General features: G+C 47.3%; 12 protein-coding genes and 1 pseudogene. 6 read left to right on the top strand and 7 right to left on the bottom strand.

Annotated elements, in window-relative coordinates:
* Position 1: 1 nt before the first annotated feature.
* From ACLHR0_RS13935 to ACLHR0_RS13925, 3 genes are read left to right on the top strand one after another with little or no spacing between them, the layout of a single operon-like run.
* Entirely contained in the window at positions 2 to 1,687 is a 1,686-nt protein-coding gene (locus ACLHR0_RS13935; protein WP_436487328.1) for a C45 family autoproteolytic acyltransferase/hydolase, read from the top strand.
* Positions 1,688 to 1,692: 5 nt separating this feature from the next.
* Positions 1,693 to 2,070, top strand: coding sequence for a holo-ACP synthase (locus tag ACLHR0_RS13930; RefSeq protein ID WP_370912319.1), 378 nt, complete (start codon positions 1,693 to 1,695; stop codon positions 2,068 to 2,070).
* 11 nt (positions 2,071 to 2,081) lie between these two features.
* Positions 2,082 to 3,374 carry a phenylacetate--CoA ligase family protein gene (locus ACLHR0_RS13925; RefSeq protein WP_429063035.1) on the top strand — a complete coding sequence of 431 codons (1,293 nt, stop codon included), beginning with the start codon at positions 2,082 to 2,084 and terminating at the stop codon, positions 3,372 to 3,374.
* Here ACLHR0_RS13925 and ACLHR0_RS13920 read toward each other — a convergent pair.
* From ACLHR0_RS13920 to ACLHR0_RS13910, 3 genes and pseudogenes are all read right to left on the bottom strand, one after another.
* Positions 3,371 to 3,751, bottom strand: coding sequence for a helix-turn-helix domain-containing protein (locus tag ACLHR0_RS13920; protein ID WP_370912321.1), 381 nt, complete (start codon positions 3,749 to 3,751; stop codon positions 3,371 to 3,373). The genes ACLHR0_RS13925 and ACLHR0_RS13920 overlap by 4 nt on opposite strands.
* A gap of 53 nt (positions 3,752 to 3,804) precedes the next feature.
* Positions 3,805 to 3,933: pseudogene (locus ACLHR0_RS13915) on the bottom strand (type II toxin-antitoxin system HigB family toxin); the annotation flags it as partial.
* A 117-nt stretch (positions 3,934 to 4,050) separates the two neighbouring features.
* A complete protein-coding gene (locus ACLHR0_RS13910; RefSeq protein ID WP_436487327.1) occupies positions 4,051 to 4,539 on the bottom strand; it encodes a DUF6702 family protein in 489 nt (162 codons plus the stop codon).
* A gap of 68 nt (positions 4,540 to 4,607) precedes the next feature.
* Between ACLHR0_RS13910 and ACLHR0_RS13905 the strand changes: the two genes are divergently transcribed.
* The 3 genes from ACLHR0_RS13905 (at position 4,608) to ACLHR0_RS13895 (ending at position 8,419) form a co-directional block, all read left to right on the top strand.
* Positions 4,608 to 5,189, top strand: a complete 582-nt coding sequence (locus ACLHR0_RS13905; protein WP_429050962.1) for a HupE/UreJ family protein — start codon at positions 4,608 to 4,610, stop codon at positions 5,187 to 5,189.
* Between the two features lie 8 nt (positions 5,190 to 5,197).
* The gene (locus ACLHR0_RS13900; RefSeq protein ID WP_436487325.1) at positions 5,198 to 7,522 is read left to right on the top strand and encodes a M1 family metallopeptidase; all 2,325 of its coding nucleotides are present in this window, start codon (positions 5,198 to 5,200) and stop codon (positions 7,520 to 7,522) included.
* 84 nt (positions 7,523 to 7,606) lie between these two features.
* Positions 7,607 to 8,419, top strand: coding sequence for an alpha/beta hydrolase (locus ACLHR0_RS13895; RefSeq protein ID WP_436487323.1), 813 nt, complete (start codon positions 7,607 to 7,609; stop codon positions 8,417 to 8,419).
* A gap of 284 nt (positions 8,420 to 8,703) precedes the next feature.
* Here the strand turns inward: ACLHR0_RS13895 and ACLHR0_RS13890 are convergent, their stop codons facing one another.
* The 4 genes from ACLHR0_RS13890 to ACLHR0_RS13875 all read right to left on the bottom strand — a co-directional run bounded on the left by ACLHR0_RS13890 (position 8,704) and on the right by ACLHR0_RS13875 (position 18,946).
* Positions 8,704 to 10,305, bottom strand: a complete 1,602-nt coding sequence (locus ACLHR0_RS13890; RefSeq protein WP_370912328.1) for a SusD/RagB family nutrient-binding outer membrane lipoprotein — start codon at positions 10,303 to 10,305, stop codon at positions 8,704 to 8,706.
* A gap of 29 nt (positions 10,306 to 10,334) precedes the next feature.
* Positions 10,335 to 13,484 carry a SusC/RagA family TonB-linked outer membrane protein gene (locus tag ACLHR0_RS13885; protein WP_436487321.1) on the bottom strand — a complete coding sequence of 1,050 codons (3,150 nt, stop codon included), beginning with the start codon at positions 13,482 to 13,484 and terminating at the stop codon, positions 10,335 to 10,337.
* A gap of 387 nt (positions 13,485 to 13,871) precedes the next feature.
* Entirely contained in the window at positions 13,872 to 15,449 is a 1,578-nt protein-coding gene (locus ACLHR0_RS13880; protein ID WP_436487319.1) for a SusD/RagB family nutrient-binding outer membrane lipoprotein, read from the bottom strand.
* Positions 15,450 to 15,460: 11 nt separating this feature from the next.
* Positions 15,461 to 18,946, bottom strand: coding sequence for a SusC/RagA family TonB-linked outer membrane protein (locus tag ACLHR0_RS13875; protein ID WP_436487317.1), 3,486 nt, complete (start codon positions 18,944 to 18,946; stop codon positions 15,461 to 15,463).
* Between the last annotated feature and the right edge of the window lie 3 nt (positions 18,947 to 18,949).

The following is an 18,949-nucleotide window of genomic DNA, read 5'->3' as shown; positions in this document are numbered from 1 at the left end:
AGTGAAAAATAAGAAACGCAGCGGCTGGAGACGATTTGGGCGCATACTACTATACATCATCGGCTTTTTTGTATTGCTTTTTATCGGGCTGGCCATTTACCTGGTATCGGTAAGTAAAATGCCGCCGCCGGTAATAGCCGACCAGCGTGCATTGCAGCTGCAACGTACCCAACTGGACAGCACCGCCTACACACTGGGTAACAACTGGTTCCGTAAAAGCAACAGTGGTTTATACGAGATGTATGTGGAAGGCGCTCCTTTTGAAAGAGGCGTGATCAACGGTAAGCTCTCCGGGGAGTTGATCCGGCGCCAGGAAGACGTATTTGTGGCACAGTTCAGTAAAATGGTGCCGTCCACTTTTTACCTGCATTTCCTGAAATATTTTATCGGCTGGTTTAACCGCGACCTGGCAGATCATGTGCCGGAAGAGTTTAAGGAAGAAATTTACGGAGAGTCTTTTTCAGCTTCACCCAACTACGATTATATCGGGACCAACTATGCCCGGCTGATGAACTATCATGCAGCGCACGACATTGGACATGCCCTGCAAGGCATGATGCTGGTGGGTTGTACGTCGTTCGGCACCTGGAATGATCAATCGGCCGACAGTAACCTGATCATCGGCCGCAATTTCGATTTTTACATGGGTGATGCCTTTGCAGAAGAGAAGATGGTGGTATTCTACCGTCCTGAAAAGGGACACAACTTTATGTTTGTCACCTGGGGCGGCTTTACCGGCGTGGTTTCCGGCATGAACGACAAGGGACTTACCGTAACGATCAATGCAGCCAAAACCAGCGTACCTACAGCTGCTGCTACGCCGGTATCGCTGGTAGCGCGGGAAATACTGCAATATGCGAAGAACATCCAGGAAGCATGGGAGATTGCGCGGAAGCGTAAGATGTTTGTTTCAGAATCCTTCCTCGTAGGTTCTGCGGAAGATAATAAAGCGGTGCTCATTGAAAAAACGCCTGAGGGCATGGATATGTACAGCTCCGGTAAAAATTTTATTACCTGTACCAATCACTTCCAGGGCGATTCACTGGGCAGCCTGGCCTCTAACAAATTGCAGATAAAGGAAAGCGCCTCTGAATACCGCTACGAAAGGTTGACAGAGCTGATGAAAGAGAAAGGACCCAATACTGTTCAGAAAACGGTGGATATCCTGCGCGACCGCGGTGGTTTACACAATGCCGATATCGGGATGGGGAATGAGAAAGCTATTAACCAGCTGATTGCACATCACTCAATCGTATTTGAACCTAAGAAGGGGATGGTATGGGTATCTACAGCTCCTTACCAGCTGGGACAGTTTGTGGCTTACGATCTGAATAAAATTTTCAGCATGCATGGTCTTACTACCGACCATGAAGTATATGACAGCGCGCAGAGCATTGCGGCTGATAGTTTCCTGCTGTCAAAAGATTATCTTGCCTTTGAAACCTACCGCAGGCTGAGAGACCAGCTGAAAGAAGGAAAGGCAGTGGATATACAAGCATTGATCGCTTCCAACCCGGCCTACTATCATACTTATGTGCTGGCCGGCGATTATGAGTATCAGCAGAAAGCATATGCAAAGGCGAAAGGTTATTACGAAACAGCGTTAACAAAAGTAATTGCTACCAAAGGAGAGGAAGATCACATCCGCAAACAACTGGCACTGTGCAATGCTAAACTAAAAAGCTAACCACTATGATCATTGGCATCGGAACAGATATCGTAGAAGTACCGCGTATCGCGGCCAAGCTGGCGAAGGGAGATGGATTCCGGAACCTGGTATTTACCCCTTTTGAAATCAGCTATTGTGAAAACCAGGCGATGCCGGCAGAAAGCTATGCCGCTCGTTTTGCTGCGAAAGAAGCCCTGCTCAAAGCGTTGGGTACCGGCTGGGGAAACGGCGGTGTTAACTTCGATGAAATAGAGATCCGTAATAATGAAGTTGGGAAACCGGAATTATTTTTAATAGGAAATGGTGCTGACAGATATGCATCATCAGGCATCAGGAAAATATGGGTATCCTTATCCCATGAAAAAAGTGCCGCTGTTGCAATGGTGATTTTAGAAGGATAAATTTATAGCAGATGTATATACCGGATATTGAACTACAGTCGAAAGCAGCCATCAGGGCCTACCAGGAAAAGGAAGTAATGCGCCTGCTAGGTTACCTGCGTGAATTTTCACCATTCTATAAAGCATGGTTTAAAAAACACGGCATCGTTGCAGACCAGGTTCAATCGCTGGAAGCATTTTCACAGATCCCGCCCGTAACAAAGGAAGATCTCCAGGAACACAACTGGGAATTTCTTTGTGTAGATAAAAGTAAAATAGCCGAATACACCACTACATCAGGCACTTTAGGACGCCCGGTGATTATTGCCTTAACGGAAAAGGACCTGCAGCGTTTAAGTTATAATGAATATATTTCTTTCTGTTGTGCAGATGGCACCGATAGCGACATCTATCAGCTCATGCTTACGCTGGACCGCCAGTTTATGGCAGGTATGGCTTATTACAATGGCATCCGTAAACTGGGAGCGGGCGTGCTGCGTGTGGGGCCTGGTGTACCAAGCATGCAGTGGGAAAACATTCAGCGGATACAGCCTACCACTATTGTAGGTGTTCCTTCTTTTATTGTAAAGCTGATTGCTTATGCCCAAGAGCATCATATAGATATCAATCAGACGTCTGTAAAGAAAGCTGTTTGCATTGGGGAGAATATCCGTAATACGGATTTTTCGCTGAATGTACTGGGCAAGAAGATTACGGAGCAATGGAATATCCAGCTCTATTCCACCTACGCATCCACTGAAATGCAAACTGCTTTTACTGAATGTAAAGCCGGGCAGGGCGGTCATCACCATCCCGAACTGCTCTATGTTGAGTTGCTGGATGAAAACAATCAGCCTGTTGCCCCGGGTGAAGAAGGCGAAGTAACTATTACCACCCTGGGCGTGGAAGGCATGCCCCTGCTGCGTTATAAAACCGGCGACATCTGCCAGTATCATTATGAAGCCTGTTCCTGCGGCAGACATACGCTCCGGTTATCTCCCGTAATAGGCCGTAAAAAACAGATGATCAAATATAAGGGTACTACGTTGTATCCACCTGCGCTGTTTGATTTGCTCAATGATATGGAAGATGTGAAAGAATTTGTGGTGGAAGTGTATTCCAATGAACTTGGTACGGATGAAATACTACTGCACCTGTGGCCGCGGGAAGAATCAGAGGAAATGGACCGCAAAATAAAATCTTATCTGCAGGCAAAGCTGCGCGTAATTCCACAGGTACGGTATACCAGTCAGCAGGATATTATGCGGATGCAGTTTCCGGAGAACAGCCGGAAGCCGGTGAAGTTTTTGGATAACAGGAGTTAAACATGCTGCATAATAAACTCTGCATCAATTTTGAGCTTGTGATAAATTTTCTTCAGAAAATCCACATCCGGATCTCGTTTGCCATTTAATATCTGTGAAAATTTGGCTTCTCCTATATCCAACATACTTGCCATCTCTTTTTGTTTGAGTTTCATTTCAAACATTTTTAATGCTATCATGCCAGCCAATGTAGTTGGCTTAGGGATTGGATAACGTGTATCTTCATAATGCTCAGCAGCGATGGAAAGTTGTTGAAGTTCTTTTAATTCATTAGCACTTAAATTGGATTCACCTTTTTTCATTAATAGGTGAATACGTTGCATTGCGGCAGCATACTCTTTTTCAGTAGAAAAGGAAGGGTTGGGTAACTTTTTCATATTATCGTTTTTACTGCGTGCACACATCACCCCATGTGCAGGTGGGCCTGTTATTAAAGCGAATCAGGTTTTACTTTATCATATTCTTTGTGAGTACCTATAAATCTTATATATACGGTTCGGACACGAGAGAAAATCCTTGCTATTAGTCTGAATTTATTTCCACCTATATCAAAAACATATAAGTCGTCTCGAAACGATCACCATAACAAGAGTTTACCTCTCGAAGGTAAGAATTAAATTTCAATAAATGAAATTTAATTTAGTTTATTGAAATTTTCGAAATCTGTTTTTATGGCCTAAAACCCCATCACCGCCACCTCTTTCGGGTTATCCAGCTTCACACTTTTCCGCTCTCCGCCCACCAGCACATGCACCATGTTTGTTTGCGTAACATGGCGTTCATACAACAGGTTATTCTTTACCTGTACCTGTTTTGGTGCGGGCACATTTTCCGCTTCCAGGAAGCTCCACACTGCATCTTCTTCTATTTTATAGCCAATGAAGTGCAGGGGAACAGTTTTACCGTCGAGTGTGATCATGAGATGCTGGGAAAGATAGGCGGAAATATAACCTTCCACCTGTTTCCTGTTGGCAGGGTGGGTGATATCCAGAGGAATTTTATACTGAGCTTTAAGGGTATTTTCCAGGTCATCTGTAAAAATGCGGCAGCTTACCTGCAGTTCCTTTTTACCGGCGTCGTGCGAAATCTCTGTCACGCTTGCATAGAAGGGGTGCAGGGCTGTGAGCCACAAAGTCATCCACCATTTACATAATAATAAACCCACTGGACTAAGATTTTAAAAAAAATTAACTTTTACTTTTTATAATTACCAAAATTATAGAAAAGGGAACAATGGATGAGTTGTATTTTCAGCTGGGGTGGCAACATATTATAAACTGGGATGCGTATGACCATATTCTTTTTGTAATAGCGTTGAGTGCCATTTACCTGCTGCGTGACTGGAGGAAAGTACTGGTATTGGTGACCGCATTTACCATCGGTCATTCTATTACGCTGGCTTTGAGTGTGTTACATATTATCCGTATACCTGCGGCGCTTATTGAGTTCCTGATACCGGTCACTATTTGTGTAACAGCTGTTTCTAACATTATCCGGAAAGACGATGAGCCGCAAAAGCTGCAGCTGAACTATTTTTACGCCTTATTTTTTGGTTTAATTCACGGACTGGGATTTTCCAATTATCTGAAAAGTTTGCTGGGAAGCCAGGCAGATATTGTAAAGCCACTGCTGGGATTCAATTTAGGACTGGAATTCGGGCAGATCATCATTGTGATGTGCATACTGCTCATTTCCTCTGCGATCGTGAATTTTGGAGGCGTAAAACGCCGGGATTGGAACATGTTCCTTTCTTCTGCCACCTTTGGCGTCGCATTTTTAATGATCATTCAAAGCGTAAGAGCACTGTTTATATAATACTGTTTATGAGAAAACAACTTTACCTCGCGGGGGTATTGTGTTGCAGCGTTTTGTTGCTGCAGGCGCAAAGTAACCCGGGATCCAACCATGGCAACCGTTTTGAGCAGCTGGGAACAATGCTGCAAACACCCAACATGTACCGCTCGGCTTCCGGCGCTCCCGGCCCTAAATACTGGCAGCAAAGAGCGGATTACGACATCGAGGCGCAACTGGATGATGAGCAGCAGAAACTCACCGGCGCAGAAACCATCACCTACTTTAACAATTCTCCCGATCCGCTCACCTACCTGTGGCTACAGCTCGACGAGAATGAACACGACAGCAAAAGCGATAACCAGCAGTTCAATGAAAGCCGTATGTCTGATAAAATGACGCTGGCTACGTTGAACAGCATTCTGCCTTCCGGGAAAGACCTGGGCGTAAAGATTGTAAAGCTCACGGATGCTGATGGCAAAGCACTACCTTATACCATCAACCAGACCATGCTCCGCATCGACCTGCCAAAGCCATTGATGCCCGGTGAGAAGTACCGGTTTAAAGTATCCTGGTGGTATAATATTTCCGATCGCATGACCATCGGGGGCCGCGGAGGGTATGAATATTTCCAGGAAGATAAAAATTACCTGTACACTATTTCCCAGTGGTATCCGCGACTGGCAGTATATTCCGACTTCCAGGGCTGGCAGAACAAGCAGTTTACCGGCAGGGGAGAATTTGCCCTCACCTTTGGTAACTTTCGTGTACGCATGACCGTTCCTGCAGATCACGTAGTGGGCGCCACCGGTGAATGCCAGAACTATAAAGAAGTACTCACACCGGCCCAATACCAGCGCTGGCAACAGGCGCAGAACAGCAAAGAGCCTGTTGAAGTGGTGAGCCTCGACGACGCAAAGAAAGCCATGCAGGGCCACGCGGGCAAAACAAACACCTGGGTATATGAAGCGCAGAATGTGCGCGACTTCGCCTGGGTATCTTCCCGTCGCATCGTATGGGACGCCCTGGCGACCAACGTGGAAGGCAACAAAGTAATGGCCATGTCGTACTACGGACCGGAAGCCTACCCGCTCTACCGCCGTTATTCTTCGAAAGTAGTGGCGCATACCCTTCAGTCCTACTCCAAACATACTATTCCGTATCCTTACCCGGTGGCTATTTCCGTAGAAGCGGCCAACGGCATGGAATATCCAATGATCTGTTTTAACTATGGCCGCGCCGATAAAGACGGTACCTACAGTGAGTCAACAAAGAACGGGATGATTGGCGTGATCACGCATGAAGTGGGGCACAACTTCTTTCCCATGATCGTGAACTCCGATGAAAGGCAGTGGACCTGGATGGATGAAGGCCTCAATACCTTCTGCCAGTTTATGGCGGAACAGGAGTGGGACAGCAACTTCCCTTCTTCCCGCGGGCCCGCTCATAAGATCGTGGATTATATGAAGATGCCGAAAGATCAGCTGGAGCCCATCATGACAAACTCCGAGAACATCGTGCAGTTTGGACCTAATGCCTATGCAAAACCGGCTACAGGATTGAATATTCTCCGCGAAACCATCATGGGCCGCGACCTGTTTGATTTTGCATTTCGTGAATACGCACGCCGCTGGGCCTTCAAACATCCCACACCGGCCGATTTCTTCCGTACCATGGAAGATGCCTCTGCAGTAGACCTGGATTGGTTCTGGCGCGGATGGTTCTTCGGAACGGAACCGGTAGATATCTCTATCGACAGCCTCAAATGGTATCGCATGGATGGTAAAAACCCGGAAGAAACAGCTAAAACAGCGCAGGCAGCTTACGATAAAAACATGGATCACGTAGCGAGGCAGAGAAATAAGGCGGCCGGCGTAAAATACACGGTGGACCAGGATACCAGCCTGCAGGACTTCTACAGCAAATGGAACCGCTTCGAGGTAAGCCAGGAAGATAAAGCGGCTTACACGCAGTTCTATAACGGCCTGAGCAAAGAAGAAAAAGCCTTGTACGACAGTAAGAAGAACTTTTATCAGCTGACATTCTCTAATAAGGGAGGGCTGGTGATGCCGCTCATCATTGAGTGGACGTTTGCAGATGGCACCAAAGAAACCGACCGGATCTCTGCCTACATCTGGCGCAAAGATGAAAACACCGTTACAAAGGTGTTTGCAAAAGATAAAGAGGTAGTAGCCGTGAAGCTCGACCCAATACGTGAAACAGCCGATATCGATGAAAGCAACAACAGCTGGCCGCGGGAGGCCGCACCCTCCAGGTTTGAGTTGTTTAAATCATCGGGCGGCATTCGTGGCGCTTCAACCGGCGATAACCCCATGAAGAAAGCAAATACAAAATAAACAAGCTATTTTATATTTTGTGGCGGCTATCATCCTGGTATGGTAGCCGCTATATTTTTTTAGATTCTTTTAAAAGCCCGAGTTATGAAAGTAATAGCCCGATTTTTATTATTGATATGCCTGGCGCAAACAGCCAGGGCCGCGGATGTAGATACCGTTTCTATTCACAGCAGCAAAATGCAGCGCGCCTACAAATGCGTGGTCATCACCCCCAATACCTATAAAAATGGTACGCAGCGCTACCCGGTGGTATACCTGCTGCACGGCGCCGGTGGCAACTTCGCTAACTGGGTAACCAACGTACCCATTATCAAAGAACTGGCAGACACCTATCAGTGCATGATCGTATGCCCCGATGGCGCGGTAACCAGCTGGTATTTCGACAGCCCCGTAGACAGCTCCATGCGTTTTGAAACCTATGTGTCGAAGGAAATTCCACAATACATTGACCAGCATTACCAAACCTTACCCGAACCCGCTCACAGGGCCATCGCCGGTTTAAGCATGGGCGGCCATGGTGCTATGTTTCTTGCCATCCGCCACCAGGATGTATTTGGAGCCGCCGGCAGCATGAGCGGCGGCGTGGATTTCCGCCCCTTCCCAAAAAACTGGGATCTGAAAAAACGCCTGGGTGAACCCGGAACAGATGGCGCTAACTGGTACGACTATACGGTCCTCAAGCAGGTAGATAGCCTCAAATCCGGCGCATTGTCCATCATCATCGATTGCGGAGTGAAAGACTTCTTCATCGATGTAAACCGGGATCTTCATAAAAAATTATTACTGGCGGGTATCGACCACGATTATACGGAGCGCCCGGGAGAACACAACTGGAAATACTGGGCTAACGCAGTGAAATACCAGCTGTTGTTTTTCCACGAGTTCTTTCAAAGGTAAAAGAGCGGATTTTGTCTTGGCTCAGGATTACGCTGATTTTACTGATTAGCTGGATTTTTACTTTGGGATTTTTTTTGATTTCTTTGATTTTTTTAATAATAATTAAGGGAGATAAAAGCGAATATACCCGCTTCTATCTCCCTTAATCCTTTATAAATCCAAAAGTAAAAATACAGGTAATCAGTAAAATCAGCGTAATCCTGAGCCAAGACAAAATTCGCTGCCGGTCCTCAACAGGACCGGCCTTTTTTATGCACGCGATTCAAAATAAGAATGTCTGGTAATTATTTTTTCGGATCCCACCACAGATGGGTACCACCTACGTCTTTTGGTTCGCTCAGGGTACTCACGGCTTTCGCAACAGCAGCACCGTTGGTAGAGTACTCGTTACTTGGGAATGGCGCCCTGCGAACGAAATCAGTTGTACTTACTTTTCCACCGCTGTTATTCACAACAACAGGGAACAGTTTAGGATAACCGGTGCGGCGGAACTCACTCCATGCTTCCTGTCCTTCAGGAAAGTTAGCGATCCATTTCTGGGTAATGATTCGTTCCAGCTTCCTGTCGAGTGTAACGCCTTCTTCCCATTTGATGGTAACAGTGCTCAGGTACTGTGAACCCTTCTTAATATCATTTTGTCCGGCAGTCATGGCCTTGGGATCAATGTATTCAGCAGGCAGGGAAGTGGCATTGTTGTAGTAAGTGCTGGCGCTGCCTAATGAATATTGATTAAAGGATGTCTGGATACCTGTTTCGTAGTTGGTTTGTGCATTACCGGCGCCTGCCCATCCGCGGATGGCGGCTTCTGCTTTCAGGAACCAGGCTTCGGCAGCTGTTACCAGTTGCAGTTTACCAGGCAGGTCTACCAGTTTCGAATAGTCGGCGTAACGTGCTTTACCGTCAATGTTAATACCATTGCGGATACCGATGTACCTGTCTTTTACAGCAGGGTCCACTGCTTTCTTGAAGTACAGGGGCAGGCGTGGATCGTTGTAACCACCGAGATAAGTACCAATGGGTGCGCCCATTAAAATATCGCCCCAGGAGCCGCAGATGGTGTTCAGCGGATGCGTGGTGCTTCCGATATCCACCGTGAAGTTATCTTTGTAAGTTTGCAGCAGTCCGCCGGCATTGGCGAGTGCGGCTTCACCTTCCAGCTTGGCTTTTGCAGCATCTACGTTTACGATACGCAGTGCGAGTCTTAAGCGGAGGGTATTGGCAAACTGTAACCATTGTTTGTAATTACCACCGTATACGAGATCTGATTTTTTAAACAGCTCTGTAGACGGTTTATCGGCCAGCGGCGTTAGAATATCGATCGCTGTTTTCAGTTCTTCAAAGAAGGTATAATAAACATCCTTCTGACTGTCGTACTCAACAGAACCATCACCGCTGGGTGTATTGTATTTGCTGTAGATGATGGGGCCAAAGATATCGGAGGTACGGTGCATGGCTTCCACCTTCACGATCAGCGACATGGCGTAGCTATCGGGTACTTTACCTTTTGTAAAACCGGCTACTTTATAGCAGGGGTTCATTACATTGGTATAGCCGGTGCTGAAAGTAGTGTTGATCCAGCCATCCACGAAGCTGTATGTGATGTTGTTGATGTTGCCGCCAAACGGAGTAGGAGACATCATATAACCACTGTAAATATCGCTCAGGAGATTTTGTTGCAACTGGAAGGTAGGCGCCGGCTGATACAGGTAAATACTGCGTTGTGCCTGTTGCAGTAGGGCAGGTACCAGGGCGAAATCAGCCGCTAACTCCTCATCAGTGGAGCCGTATGGATTTTTGTTGATGTCTTCAAAGTTTTTGGTACAGCTGCTGAAGCATAGTGTGGCTGCCATCGCCAGACCAGCTATTTTGAATATTTTATAATTCATAGCTCTTGTTTTTGTTGTTCTTAATCAGGTTAAAATGCACATTTCAGGTTCAATCCAAAGCTGCGGGTAGATGGTAAACCAAATACATCCACACCTTGTACACCATTGCCGGTACTCATGCTCAATTCAGGATCGTAAGGCGCTTTTTTAGTGATGAAGAACAGGTTACGTCCTACCAGTCCAAGCTTCATGTCTTTGAAGAATCCTGGTTTCAATGCGAAATTATAGCTGATGGATAATTCTCTTAAACGGATGTTGGTAGCATCATACATGTAGAATTCAGTGATGCCTGCGCGACCGCCAATGCCCTGGTAGTAGAGATCTGCAGGAACTTTTCCGGTGTATGCCTTACCACTGGCATAAACAGCAGGTACATCCACACCACCGTTATTACGGGCATCTGCGCTTGCTTTTGATACGCCATACTGGTCCATCATGGCCTGGGTAATACTCATTACTTTACCACCAAAGCGGCCATCTACCAGGATGTTTACATTGAACTTTTTCCAGTTGATAGTATTGCTCCATCCCAGGAGGAAGTCTGGTGTGGGATTACCGAGGTATTCCAGTTTGCCGTCTTTTGCTTTTGGCTTACCGGTTTCGTCATCTATTACGAGTGCACCGCTTTCACTGCGCACTGCTTTCCTGCCGTAAATGTCGCCATAGGAGCTTCCTTCATGCAGTACTAGCGCATATGTATTAACGTTATCGCCTCTTGGTGTGAGGGTATAATCACCGTTTAACTGCGGCGCCAGTTTGATAAGTTTATTCCTGTTACGGGTGAAGTTGAAGGCGGTATTCCAACCCACGTTCTTCTGTTTAACTACCTGGAAACCCAGCGTGGCTTCTATACCGGTATTCTGTACATCACCTGCATTCAGGTAAGCATTAGGATACAGGTAACCAACGGATACGGGGAAGTCGAAGTACTGGTCTTTGGTGTGTGAATTATACCAGGTCACATCCAGGTTCAGGCGATTGTCGAAGAATCTCCACTCTGTGCCGATTTCAACGGAAGTGGTGATCTCTGGTTTCAATGCCACGCCGCCAAAAGGACCGGCAATGTTTGATATCAGCGTTCCGGAAATGATCTGGTTGGTAGGGCGTGTTACAAACTGGTCCACGTCGTTACCCACCTTCGCATAAGATGCGCGGATCTTTGAATACGTGATCGCGGAAGGCATCTTAAATACATCACTCAGAATAGTATTTAAACCAGCTGAATAATACAGGTAACCTTTCTTCATGGAAGGGGTATAAGCCATGGTGGATGACCAGTCGTTACGGGCGGTCAGGTCCAGGAATACTTTTTCGCTCAGGTTCACACCCGCTGTTGCAAATACCGACTGGATCTGCCTTCTGGCGCCTGTGGGCGTTAATTTTGCGGCAGGGCTCAGGTTCAGGTTACCAATGTGGAATACGTTGGCAAAGGCCAGGTCGCCGTCTTTGGAATCTATAAAGGTACGGTCTTGTTTAAGGTCGTTGATGCTGGTACCGGCAGTGAAATTGAACCCGAGTTTATCGGACAGTTTCCTGTTACCCGATACTAACAGATCTCCGTAGTATTGTGTGCTGGTCAGGTAATCGTAGGTATAACGGCCGTTGGCGTCTGCAATGGTAGTTTGTGTACCGGCATTTGCTTTCAGTTCATATTTATCCCATGCTTTGTTGGCGTTACCGCGTACCTGTACATTTAACCAGTCGTTGATAGCATAACGTAAGCTCAGCGAAGCAATCAGGTTATCTTTCCTGTTTTCAGTGACGTTCCTGTTGAGGATCCAGTATGGATTCTGCTGAAAGTCTTCTCCCGCCTGGCCCTTATCATAATTGATATTCCACCAGTTCTGCATGTTCACGTTACGTTGGGCAGAAAAGTATTCGTAATTGTTTTTATAACTTTCGAAGTCCAGTCCTCTTGGGAAGATGTATAAACCGGTAAGCGGGTTATAGTATAAACCGGAAGTAGGGCGGTTATGTGCATTTTGTGTGGTCATCTGTACATTCGCGTCAATGTTCAGTTTATCGTTGAGGAAAGTACCTGTTTCCCTGAAGTTGAGCGTATGCTGACCATACTTTGCAGTAGGCATTATTCCTGTATTCGTGGTATTGGAGTAGGAGAAATAGGTTTGTGCCTTTTCTGTACCGCCGGCTACGTTTACGGAGTTGATCCAGGTGGTGCCTGTTTTGAAGAAGTCTTTTACAATTTCCTTACTGCTGCCTGCTTTACCCCAGCTATCAATAGTGCCGGCGCCGGTTTGAAGATAGGAGTTTTGTGATTCGGGCAGATATGCAGGTCTGTCGATAGTGAAGTTAGAAGAGAAGTTCACTTTTGCCTGACCGGCTTTCCCTTTTTTGGTAGTAATGATGATCACACCATTACCCGCCTGGCTGCCGTACAGTGCAGATGCAGAAGCGCCTTTCAGTACGTTGATGCTTTCAATATCGTCCGGGTTGATGGTGCTCAGGATGTCGCCACCATCGCGTCCACCGGAGGAAGCGCCTGATGCTTGTCCCCAGAGATCACCTGGCTGTGCGCTGGTGAAGTTCGCGATGGGTACTCCATCGATCACGTACAGCGGCTGGTTTTCACGGATAGATTTTTGTCCGCGTAAAATCACCCTGGCAGAGCCGCCCACACCGGAAGCGCTGCGGTTGATCTGCAATCCGGATACCTTACCGGATAAACTATTGATAACGTTTGTTTCTTTTACATTCGTGAGATCTTCTCCTTTTACCTGCTGGGTAGAGTAGGTGAGATCCTTTGCTTTACGCTGGATGCCCAGCGCGGTAACTACCAGTTCATTCAGTCCTCTTACATTGTCTTCCAGGGTTGCATTGAGGGTAGCGCTGTTGCCAACGGTACTTTCTTTAATGGCAAAACCAACATAGCTGAAAACAAGTACATCACCGGTTTTGGCATTGATGTGATATTTACCTTCTGCGCTTGTTTGGGTGCCTTTGGAGGCGCCTTTAATTTGTACAGTAACACCAGGAAGAGGATTGCCTTTGCTGTCCTTTACGGTGCCGCTGATTTCTTTTTCCTGGAAAGTGCTACGGAATGAAGATGCGGGCGACCATACATAGCTGGCTGCCTTCACATATGCACTGTCTGCTAATATGGAAGTGAGGGCCAGACCGGTCATAGCGCACACTTTCATAAGGCGTAGGTTTTTTTTCATACTTGCCTTTTTTTTGGTTAATAAATGGGATTTGTATTGTTGAATTAAACTGACCATTTTTTTATTGCGTGCATTGTTTGGAAATGAGATGTCCGTTAGCATGGCGCGTACCATCCTTTAGCGGCTGTTTTTCTTCGTGTTACATGCATTTACCGGCCTATAGGGGCGTGCAAGGCCTCATCGCTAATGGCAATGTGTTGACCGGGTTGAGCAAAGCAGTTTGTTGTTATGTGTTTTCCTTACATGAAATGTTGTTTTTAATAACGTCTGTTTTTTACAGGCTGCGTAGCATAAAGCGTTCAAATGTGGCGCTTCCGGAAAGGAGTCGTGTGGAGATATATTTAGTACTATCCTGTTTTAAATTATTTTTATTTTTTTTTTGAGATATTACCGGAGATCCCACCAGAGTGGTGTTCCGCCGGTGTCTGGTCCTTTTAACGTGGCTACTGCGCGGGCTACTGCTTTAGGATTGGTAACGAGTTCTATCTGCGGCATGGGCAGGCGGCGGATAAATTTTTCGGTAGAAATGGTGCCGCCGCTGTTGTTAATTACTACGGGGAATAATTTAGGGTAACCGGTGCGGCGGAATTCACTCCATGCTTCCTGTCCTTCGGGGAACATGGCAATCCATTTCTGCGTGATAATCCGTTCCAGTTTCTGTTGAAGCGTAGCGCTTTCATTCCACTTGATGGTAACCGTACTTAAATGCGGATCGCCTTCCGGTATGTTATTGTCGCTATTTTGAGGATCCGTATATGGATGGGGTTTATCCATATTGTTATTCATATATGCATCAGCGTTAGTAATGCCGTATTGATTAAAAGAAGTGTTGATGCCGGTGGCATAACTCGTAGCTGCATTACCGGCGCCCTGCCAGCCATACAGCGCCGCCTCAGCTTTCAGGAACCAGGCTTCCGCGGCTGTCATAAATAATATCCTGCTATCAAACTTTACCAGTTGTGAAAAGCCGCTGTATTCTTCCTTGGCAGCAATCTTAATACCGTTGCGGATGCCATGGTAAATATTTACGCCATCGTCGGTAGGCACAAAATAATGTGCCAATCGCGGATCTTTATATCCCGTGAGGATTGATTCCATGGGAGCGCTCATTCTCAGATCAGCCCAGGTATAACACATAATATTCAGCGGATGCGTAACCGGTGAAATATTCACTGCAAAGTTATCTGCAGGTGTTGTGAGCAATCCCAGCGGATGCCGCAGCGCTGCTTCTCCTTCTTCCTTTGCTTTCTTCGGATCAATCCCGGAAATACGGATGGCCAGCCGTAAGCGAAGGGTGTTGGCAAATTTTACCCATTGGGTGTAATCGCCTTTGTATACCAGGTCGAAGGCTGCAAAGCGTTGGGGGAAGCCACTGTTTATAAAACCGGTTAATGTGTCCACCGCTTCATCCAGGTCTTTAAAAAAAGCATAGTACGCTTCCTGCTGTGAATCATAATCAATGCCCATTTCTTCATTCAGTATACCATATTTTGTGTAGATCACGGGACCGTAAATATCGCTGATGCGGTGCATGGCTTCCACTTTGATGATCTGCGCCCAGGCATAAAAATCGGCATAATGGCCTTTCGCTTTCGACTGTGCAAAATCGCAGGTCTTCATTACGTTGCTGTAAGTTACCTGCCATGGTTTATTATTCCAGTAGTACAACAGGCCATAGTTGGTGTTATTGATATTGCCCTCAAAAGGAGTGGGGGCCATCATATAGCCGGAGAAAACATCTGCATTCAGATTCTGTTGTAACTGCGCGGTAGGCGGGTCGTTATAAATAAGCAGGTTCAGTTGCGCCTGGGATAAGGGTTCCCCCATCAGCCGGTAATCGGCTTTCAGCTCCTCTTCTGTAAAGTCGAAAGGGTTTCTGTTAATCTCATCAAAATTCTTCGTACATGCACTTGCCAGCAGAATTGCCATAACGGCGGATAATGTGGCGATTTTCCAGCTTTTCATTGGTGAGTATTTTAAATGCCTAATCTCAGGTTGATCCCCATACTTCGCGTGGGCGGTAAGCCAAAAACATCTACGCCCTGCAGTCCGTTGCCTGTTCCCATCGATACTTCCGGATCAAATGGTGCATGCAGCTCAAAAAAGAAAAGGTTCCTGCCTACGATGCCCATCCGCATATTCCGTATCCATTTCCACTTCAGCGGTATGCGGTAGCTCAGGCTCAGTTCCCGTAAGCGGATGTTGGTGGCGTCGTACATATACATTTCACCGATGCCGGCCCTGCCGCCAATGGTGGTATAGTAGCTTTGCGCATCCAGTTTTCCGCTGTAAGGCGTTCCATTGCTGTTCACCGCATTTATTTCCACGCCGCCTTTATCGCGGGCTTTGGCGCTCTCTTCACTTACGCCATACCAGTCCAATACCGCCTGTGTTACACTCATCACCTTGCCGCCGAAGCGGCCGTCGATGAGGAAGCTCAGGTTGAAATTTTTATAGTCGATGCTGTTGTTCCATCCCAATGTGAAATCAGGATTGGGATTGCCTACTTTTTTAAATGCGTTGCGCGTTTGCAATTTGCCGGCAGCATCAATTACATAAGCGCCCTTATCGTTCTGCAACAATTCTTTATTGGAGTAGATATCGCCCCAGGAGCCGCCTTCCATAATGAAGGAGCCAAACATATTTACCCCGAAATCGGTGAGCACAAACATGCTGCTCGTATCCGCTCCAATGATCCTGGAATTGGAAAGAGAAACGATTTTATTTTTATTCGCGGCAAAGTTGATGGTGCTGGTCCACGATACTGCCTTATTACGTATAGGCATTAAGGTGAGCGTAGCTTCCCAGCCCTGGTTTTGTATATTCCCCATGTTGAGGTAGTAGGTGTTATACCTGTTACCCAATGGCGCCGGCACTTCCATGTACTGCTTGTAGTTATTATTTTTATAGAAGGTTACATCGGCGGTGATCCTGTTTTTCAGCAAATGTGTTTCCAGTCCTATTTCAAAAGAACGGTTGTCTTCCGGTTCCAGGCTGAGACCGGGATACAGGGTACGTTGATTCAATACTACCCGTGTTACGCCGGCAATGGTTTGTAACGTAAATGCCGCCGGCCGGGATGCGTAAGCGGCGATATCATTACCAACCTTGGCGTAGGAAATACGGGAACGCAGGAAATCAATGAAGGCGGGCATTTTAAACATCTCACTCCATACGGCAGACAGCCCGGCGGAATAGTAAAAGTATCCTTTATGCAGGGTAGAGGTATAGGCAAAGGTGCTGGACCAGTCGTTACGACCGGTGACATCCAGGAAAAGGTAGTTGTTGATGCCTGCCTGCACATTGCCGAATACGGCCTGCAATTGTTTCTGATCTATGCTGTGTTGTGCATCGAGCGAGGTACTCAGGATATTGGATACCGAAAATTTATTAGGGTACGTGAGTCCCGGATCGGCATTGGGATTGGAGCCGTTAAAAGTGCGTTCGTGTGCTTTGGTGTCGGTGATGCTTGCACCGATATTACCGGCCAGGTGCAGCCACTTGTTCATTTTGCGGCTGGCATTCAGCATGATATCCCCGTACAGTTGGGTATTAAATTCCCGTTCGAGGGTATACCGGCCGTTGGAACCGGCGAGTACGATTTGTGTACCGGCGTATGCTTCCAGTTCGTATTGATCGAGCGATTTGTCAAAGTTGCCGCGCCCTTTCAGCGACAGCCAATCGTTCAATTGCCAGGTAAGCGATATGGTAGCGAGGCCGCGGTAGCGGGAATCCAGGCGCAGGTCGCGGTACAGCGCCCACATGGGGTTTTGCTGGTCGTCCTGGCCAATCCATTTTTTATCATTGCGGATGTTCCACCAGTTCTGCATGTACAGGTCGCGGCCCTGGTCGTAGTATTCAAAATTGTTTTTGTAATAGTCGAAGTCCTGCCCGCGGGGGAAGGTATAGAGCCCGGAAATGGGACTGTAGTACAATCCGGATGACAACCGGTTAGTCGTGTTTTGTGCGGTAAAGGATACATTGGCGTCCATTACCAGTTTGTCGTTCAGCAGCTTCAGGGTTTCGCGCAGGTTCACCGTATGGCGGTCGAATTTGTTGGTGGGAAGAATTCCTTTATTGGTGGTGTTGGCGTAGGAGAAGTAACTCTGTGCGGTTTCTGTGCCGCCGCTGAAGGCGATGGTGTTGGTAAAGGTGGAGCCGGTGTTATAAAAGTTTTTTACATGATCGGGTGCGTTCACAGGTCTGCCCCAGCTGCCGAGTGATCCGGGTTGTGGCGTGCCTACTTTATCTACGCCGGGCGTATCGGTTTGTGCGTAGCGATATTGCAGCGGGGGCAGGATTGCGGGCATTTCCCGGGTATAATCGGAAGAAACCTCGATTTTGCTTCTGCCGGGTTTTCCTTTTTTGGTGGTGATGAGGATCACGCCGTTGGCAGCCTGGCTGCCATAGAGGGCGGCAGCAGAAGCGCCCTTCAGGATGCTGATGCTTTCAATATCGTCGGGGTTGATGTTGGAGATGCCATCGCCGCCATCGCGGCCGCCGGCGCCGATGATGTTGTGCGACTGGCCCCATACATCTGAAGGTTGCGCGGGTGTGTAGTTGGCATAAGGTACGCCATCCACGATATAAAGGGGCTGGTTTTCGCGGGTGGATTTGTTGCCGCGCAGTACTACTCTCACGGAGCCGCCAACACCGGAGGCGCTGCGGGTGATGGTGGCGCCGGCTGTTTTTCCGTTCAGGCTGTTGATAACGTTCGCATCTTTCACCAGTTGCAGGTCATCTCCATCCAGCTGTTGGGTAGAGTAGGGCAGTTCCCTGCTTTTTTTCTGGATGCCTAGTGCGGTAACCACCAGCTCATTGAGTGCCTTTACATTTTCCTGCAGGCGTACATCGAGGTGTGGGTCGGCGCTCAGGGTAACTTCCCGGGTGATAAAGCCAACGGAACTAAACACCAGCACGTCGCCGGTGCTGGCTTTTAGTGAAAAACCAGCATCGGCGTTAGATTGGGTTCCTTTATTGGAATATTTGATCTGAATGGTGACTCCCGGGAGCGGCGTGCCTTTGTTATCGCGTACTGTTCCACTGATCTCTCTCTCCAGGGATACATGATTCAGCAGGTCTGCAGTGGGTGAGGGTTTGGCTTCACTTTCTGCGCCTACAATGATTTTGTTGTTGATAAGGGTAAACTTTAATCCGGCCTGAACTGATAATAACGCAAGTACTTCATCAATGGGTGTTTTCGTACAGTTTAACGTAATCTTTTTCTTCAGGTTAAGATCAGCTTTGTCGTAATGAAAGTTTAGTCCTGTTTTTACCGAAATTTCGGCCATTACTTCTTCCAGGTTTTTGTTTTTTACCTGTATGGTGACAACTATACCTGTGGGCGGGTCGGGTGTTTGCGTGATGGCACTAGTCGTTGTGTTCAAGCTCCCCGCCAACAGTAGTGTCAGCATCAACCCCATGGATACAAACCACATCATGGGGCATGGCTTTACCCTCATATG

It is taken from the genome of Chitinophaga sp. ARDCPP14, from assembly GCF_051362515.1.
Classification (GTDB): domain Bacteria; phylum Bacteroidota; class Bacteroidia; order Chitinophagales; family Chitinophagaceae; genus Chitinophaga.
The sequence above is the reverse complement of the archived record's forward strand: the minus strand, read 5'-3'. Positions and strand labels throughout refer to the sequence as shown.

Excerpts from the sequence above, each read along its gene's own strand:
- ACLHR0_RS13930 (WP_370912319.1), top strand. The coding sequence starts at position 1,693 with ATGATCATTGGCATCGGAACAGATATCGTAGAAGTACCGCGTATCGCG.
- ACLHR0_RS13925 (WP_429063035.1), top strand. The coding sequence starts at position 2,082 with ATGTATATACCGGATATTGAACTACAGTCGAAAGCAGCCATCAGGGCC.
- ACLHR0_RS13920 (WP_370912321.1), bottom strand. The coding sequence starts at position 3,751 with ATGAAAAAGTTACCCAACCCTTCCTTTTCTACTGAAAAAGAGTATGCT.
- ACLHR0_RS13905 (WP_429050962.1), top strand. The coding sequence starts at position 4,608 with ATGGATGAGTTGTATTTTCAGCTGGGGTGGCAACATATTATAAACTGG.
- ACLHR0_RS13900 (WP_436487325.1), top strand. The coding sequence starts at position 5,198 with ATGAGAAAACAACTTTACCTCGCGGGGGTATTGTGTTGCAGCGTTTTG.
- ACLHR0_RS13895 (WP_436487323.1), top strand. The coding sequence starts at position 7,607 with ATGAAAGTAATAGCCCGATTTTTATTATTGATATGCCTGGCGCAAACA.
- ACLHR0_RS13890 (WP_370912328.1), bottom strand. The coding sequence starts at position 10,305 with ATGAATTATAAAATATTCAAAATAGCTGGTCTGGCGATGGCAGCCACA.
- ACLHR0_RS13885 (WP_436487321.1), bottom strand. The coding sequence starts at position 13,484 with ATGAAAAAAAACCTACGCCTTATGAAAGTGTGCGCTATGACCGGTCTG.
- ACLHR0_RS13880 (WP_436487319.1), bottom strand. The coding sequence starts at position 15,449 with ATGAAAAGCTGGAAAATCGCCACATTATCCGCCGTTATGGCAATTCTG.
- ACLHR0_RS13875 (WP_436487317.1), bottom strand. The coding sequence starts at position 18,946 with ATGAGGGTAAAGCCATGCCCCATGATGTGGTTTGTATCCATGGGGTTG.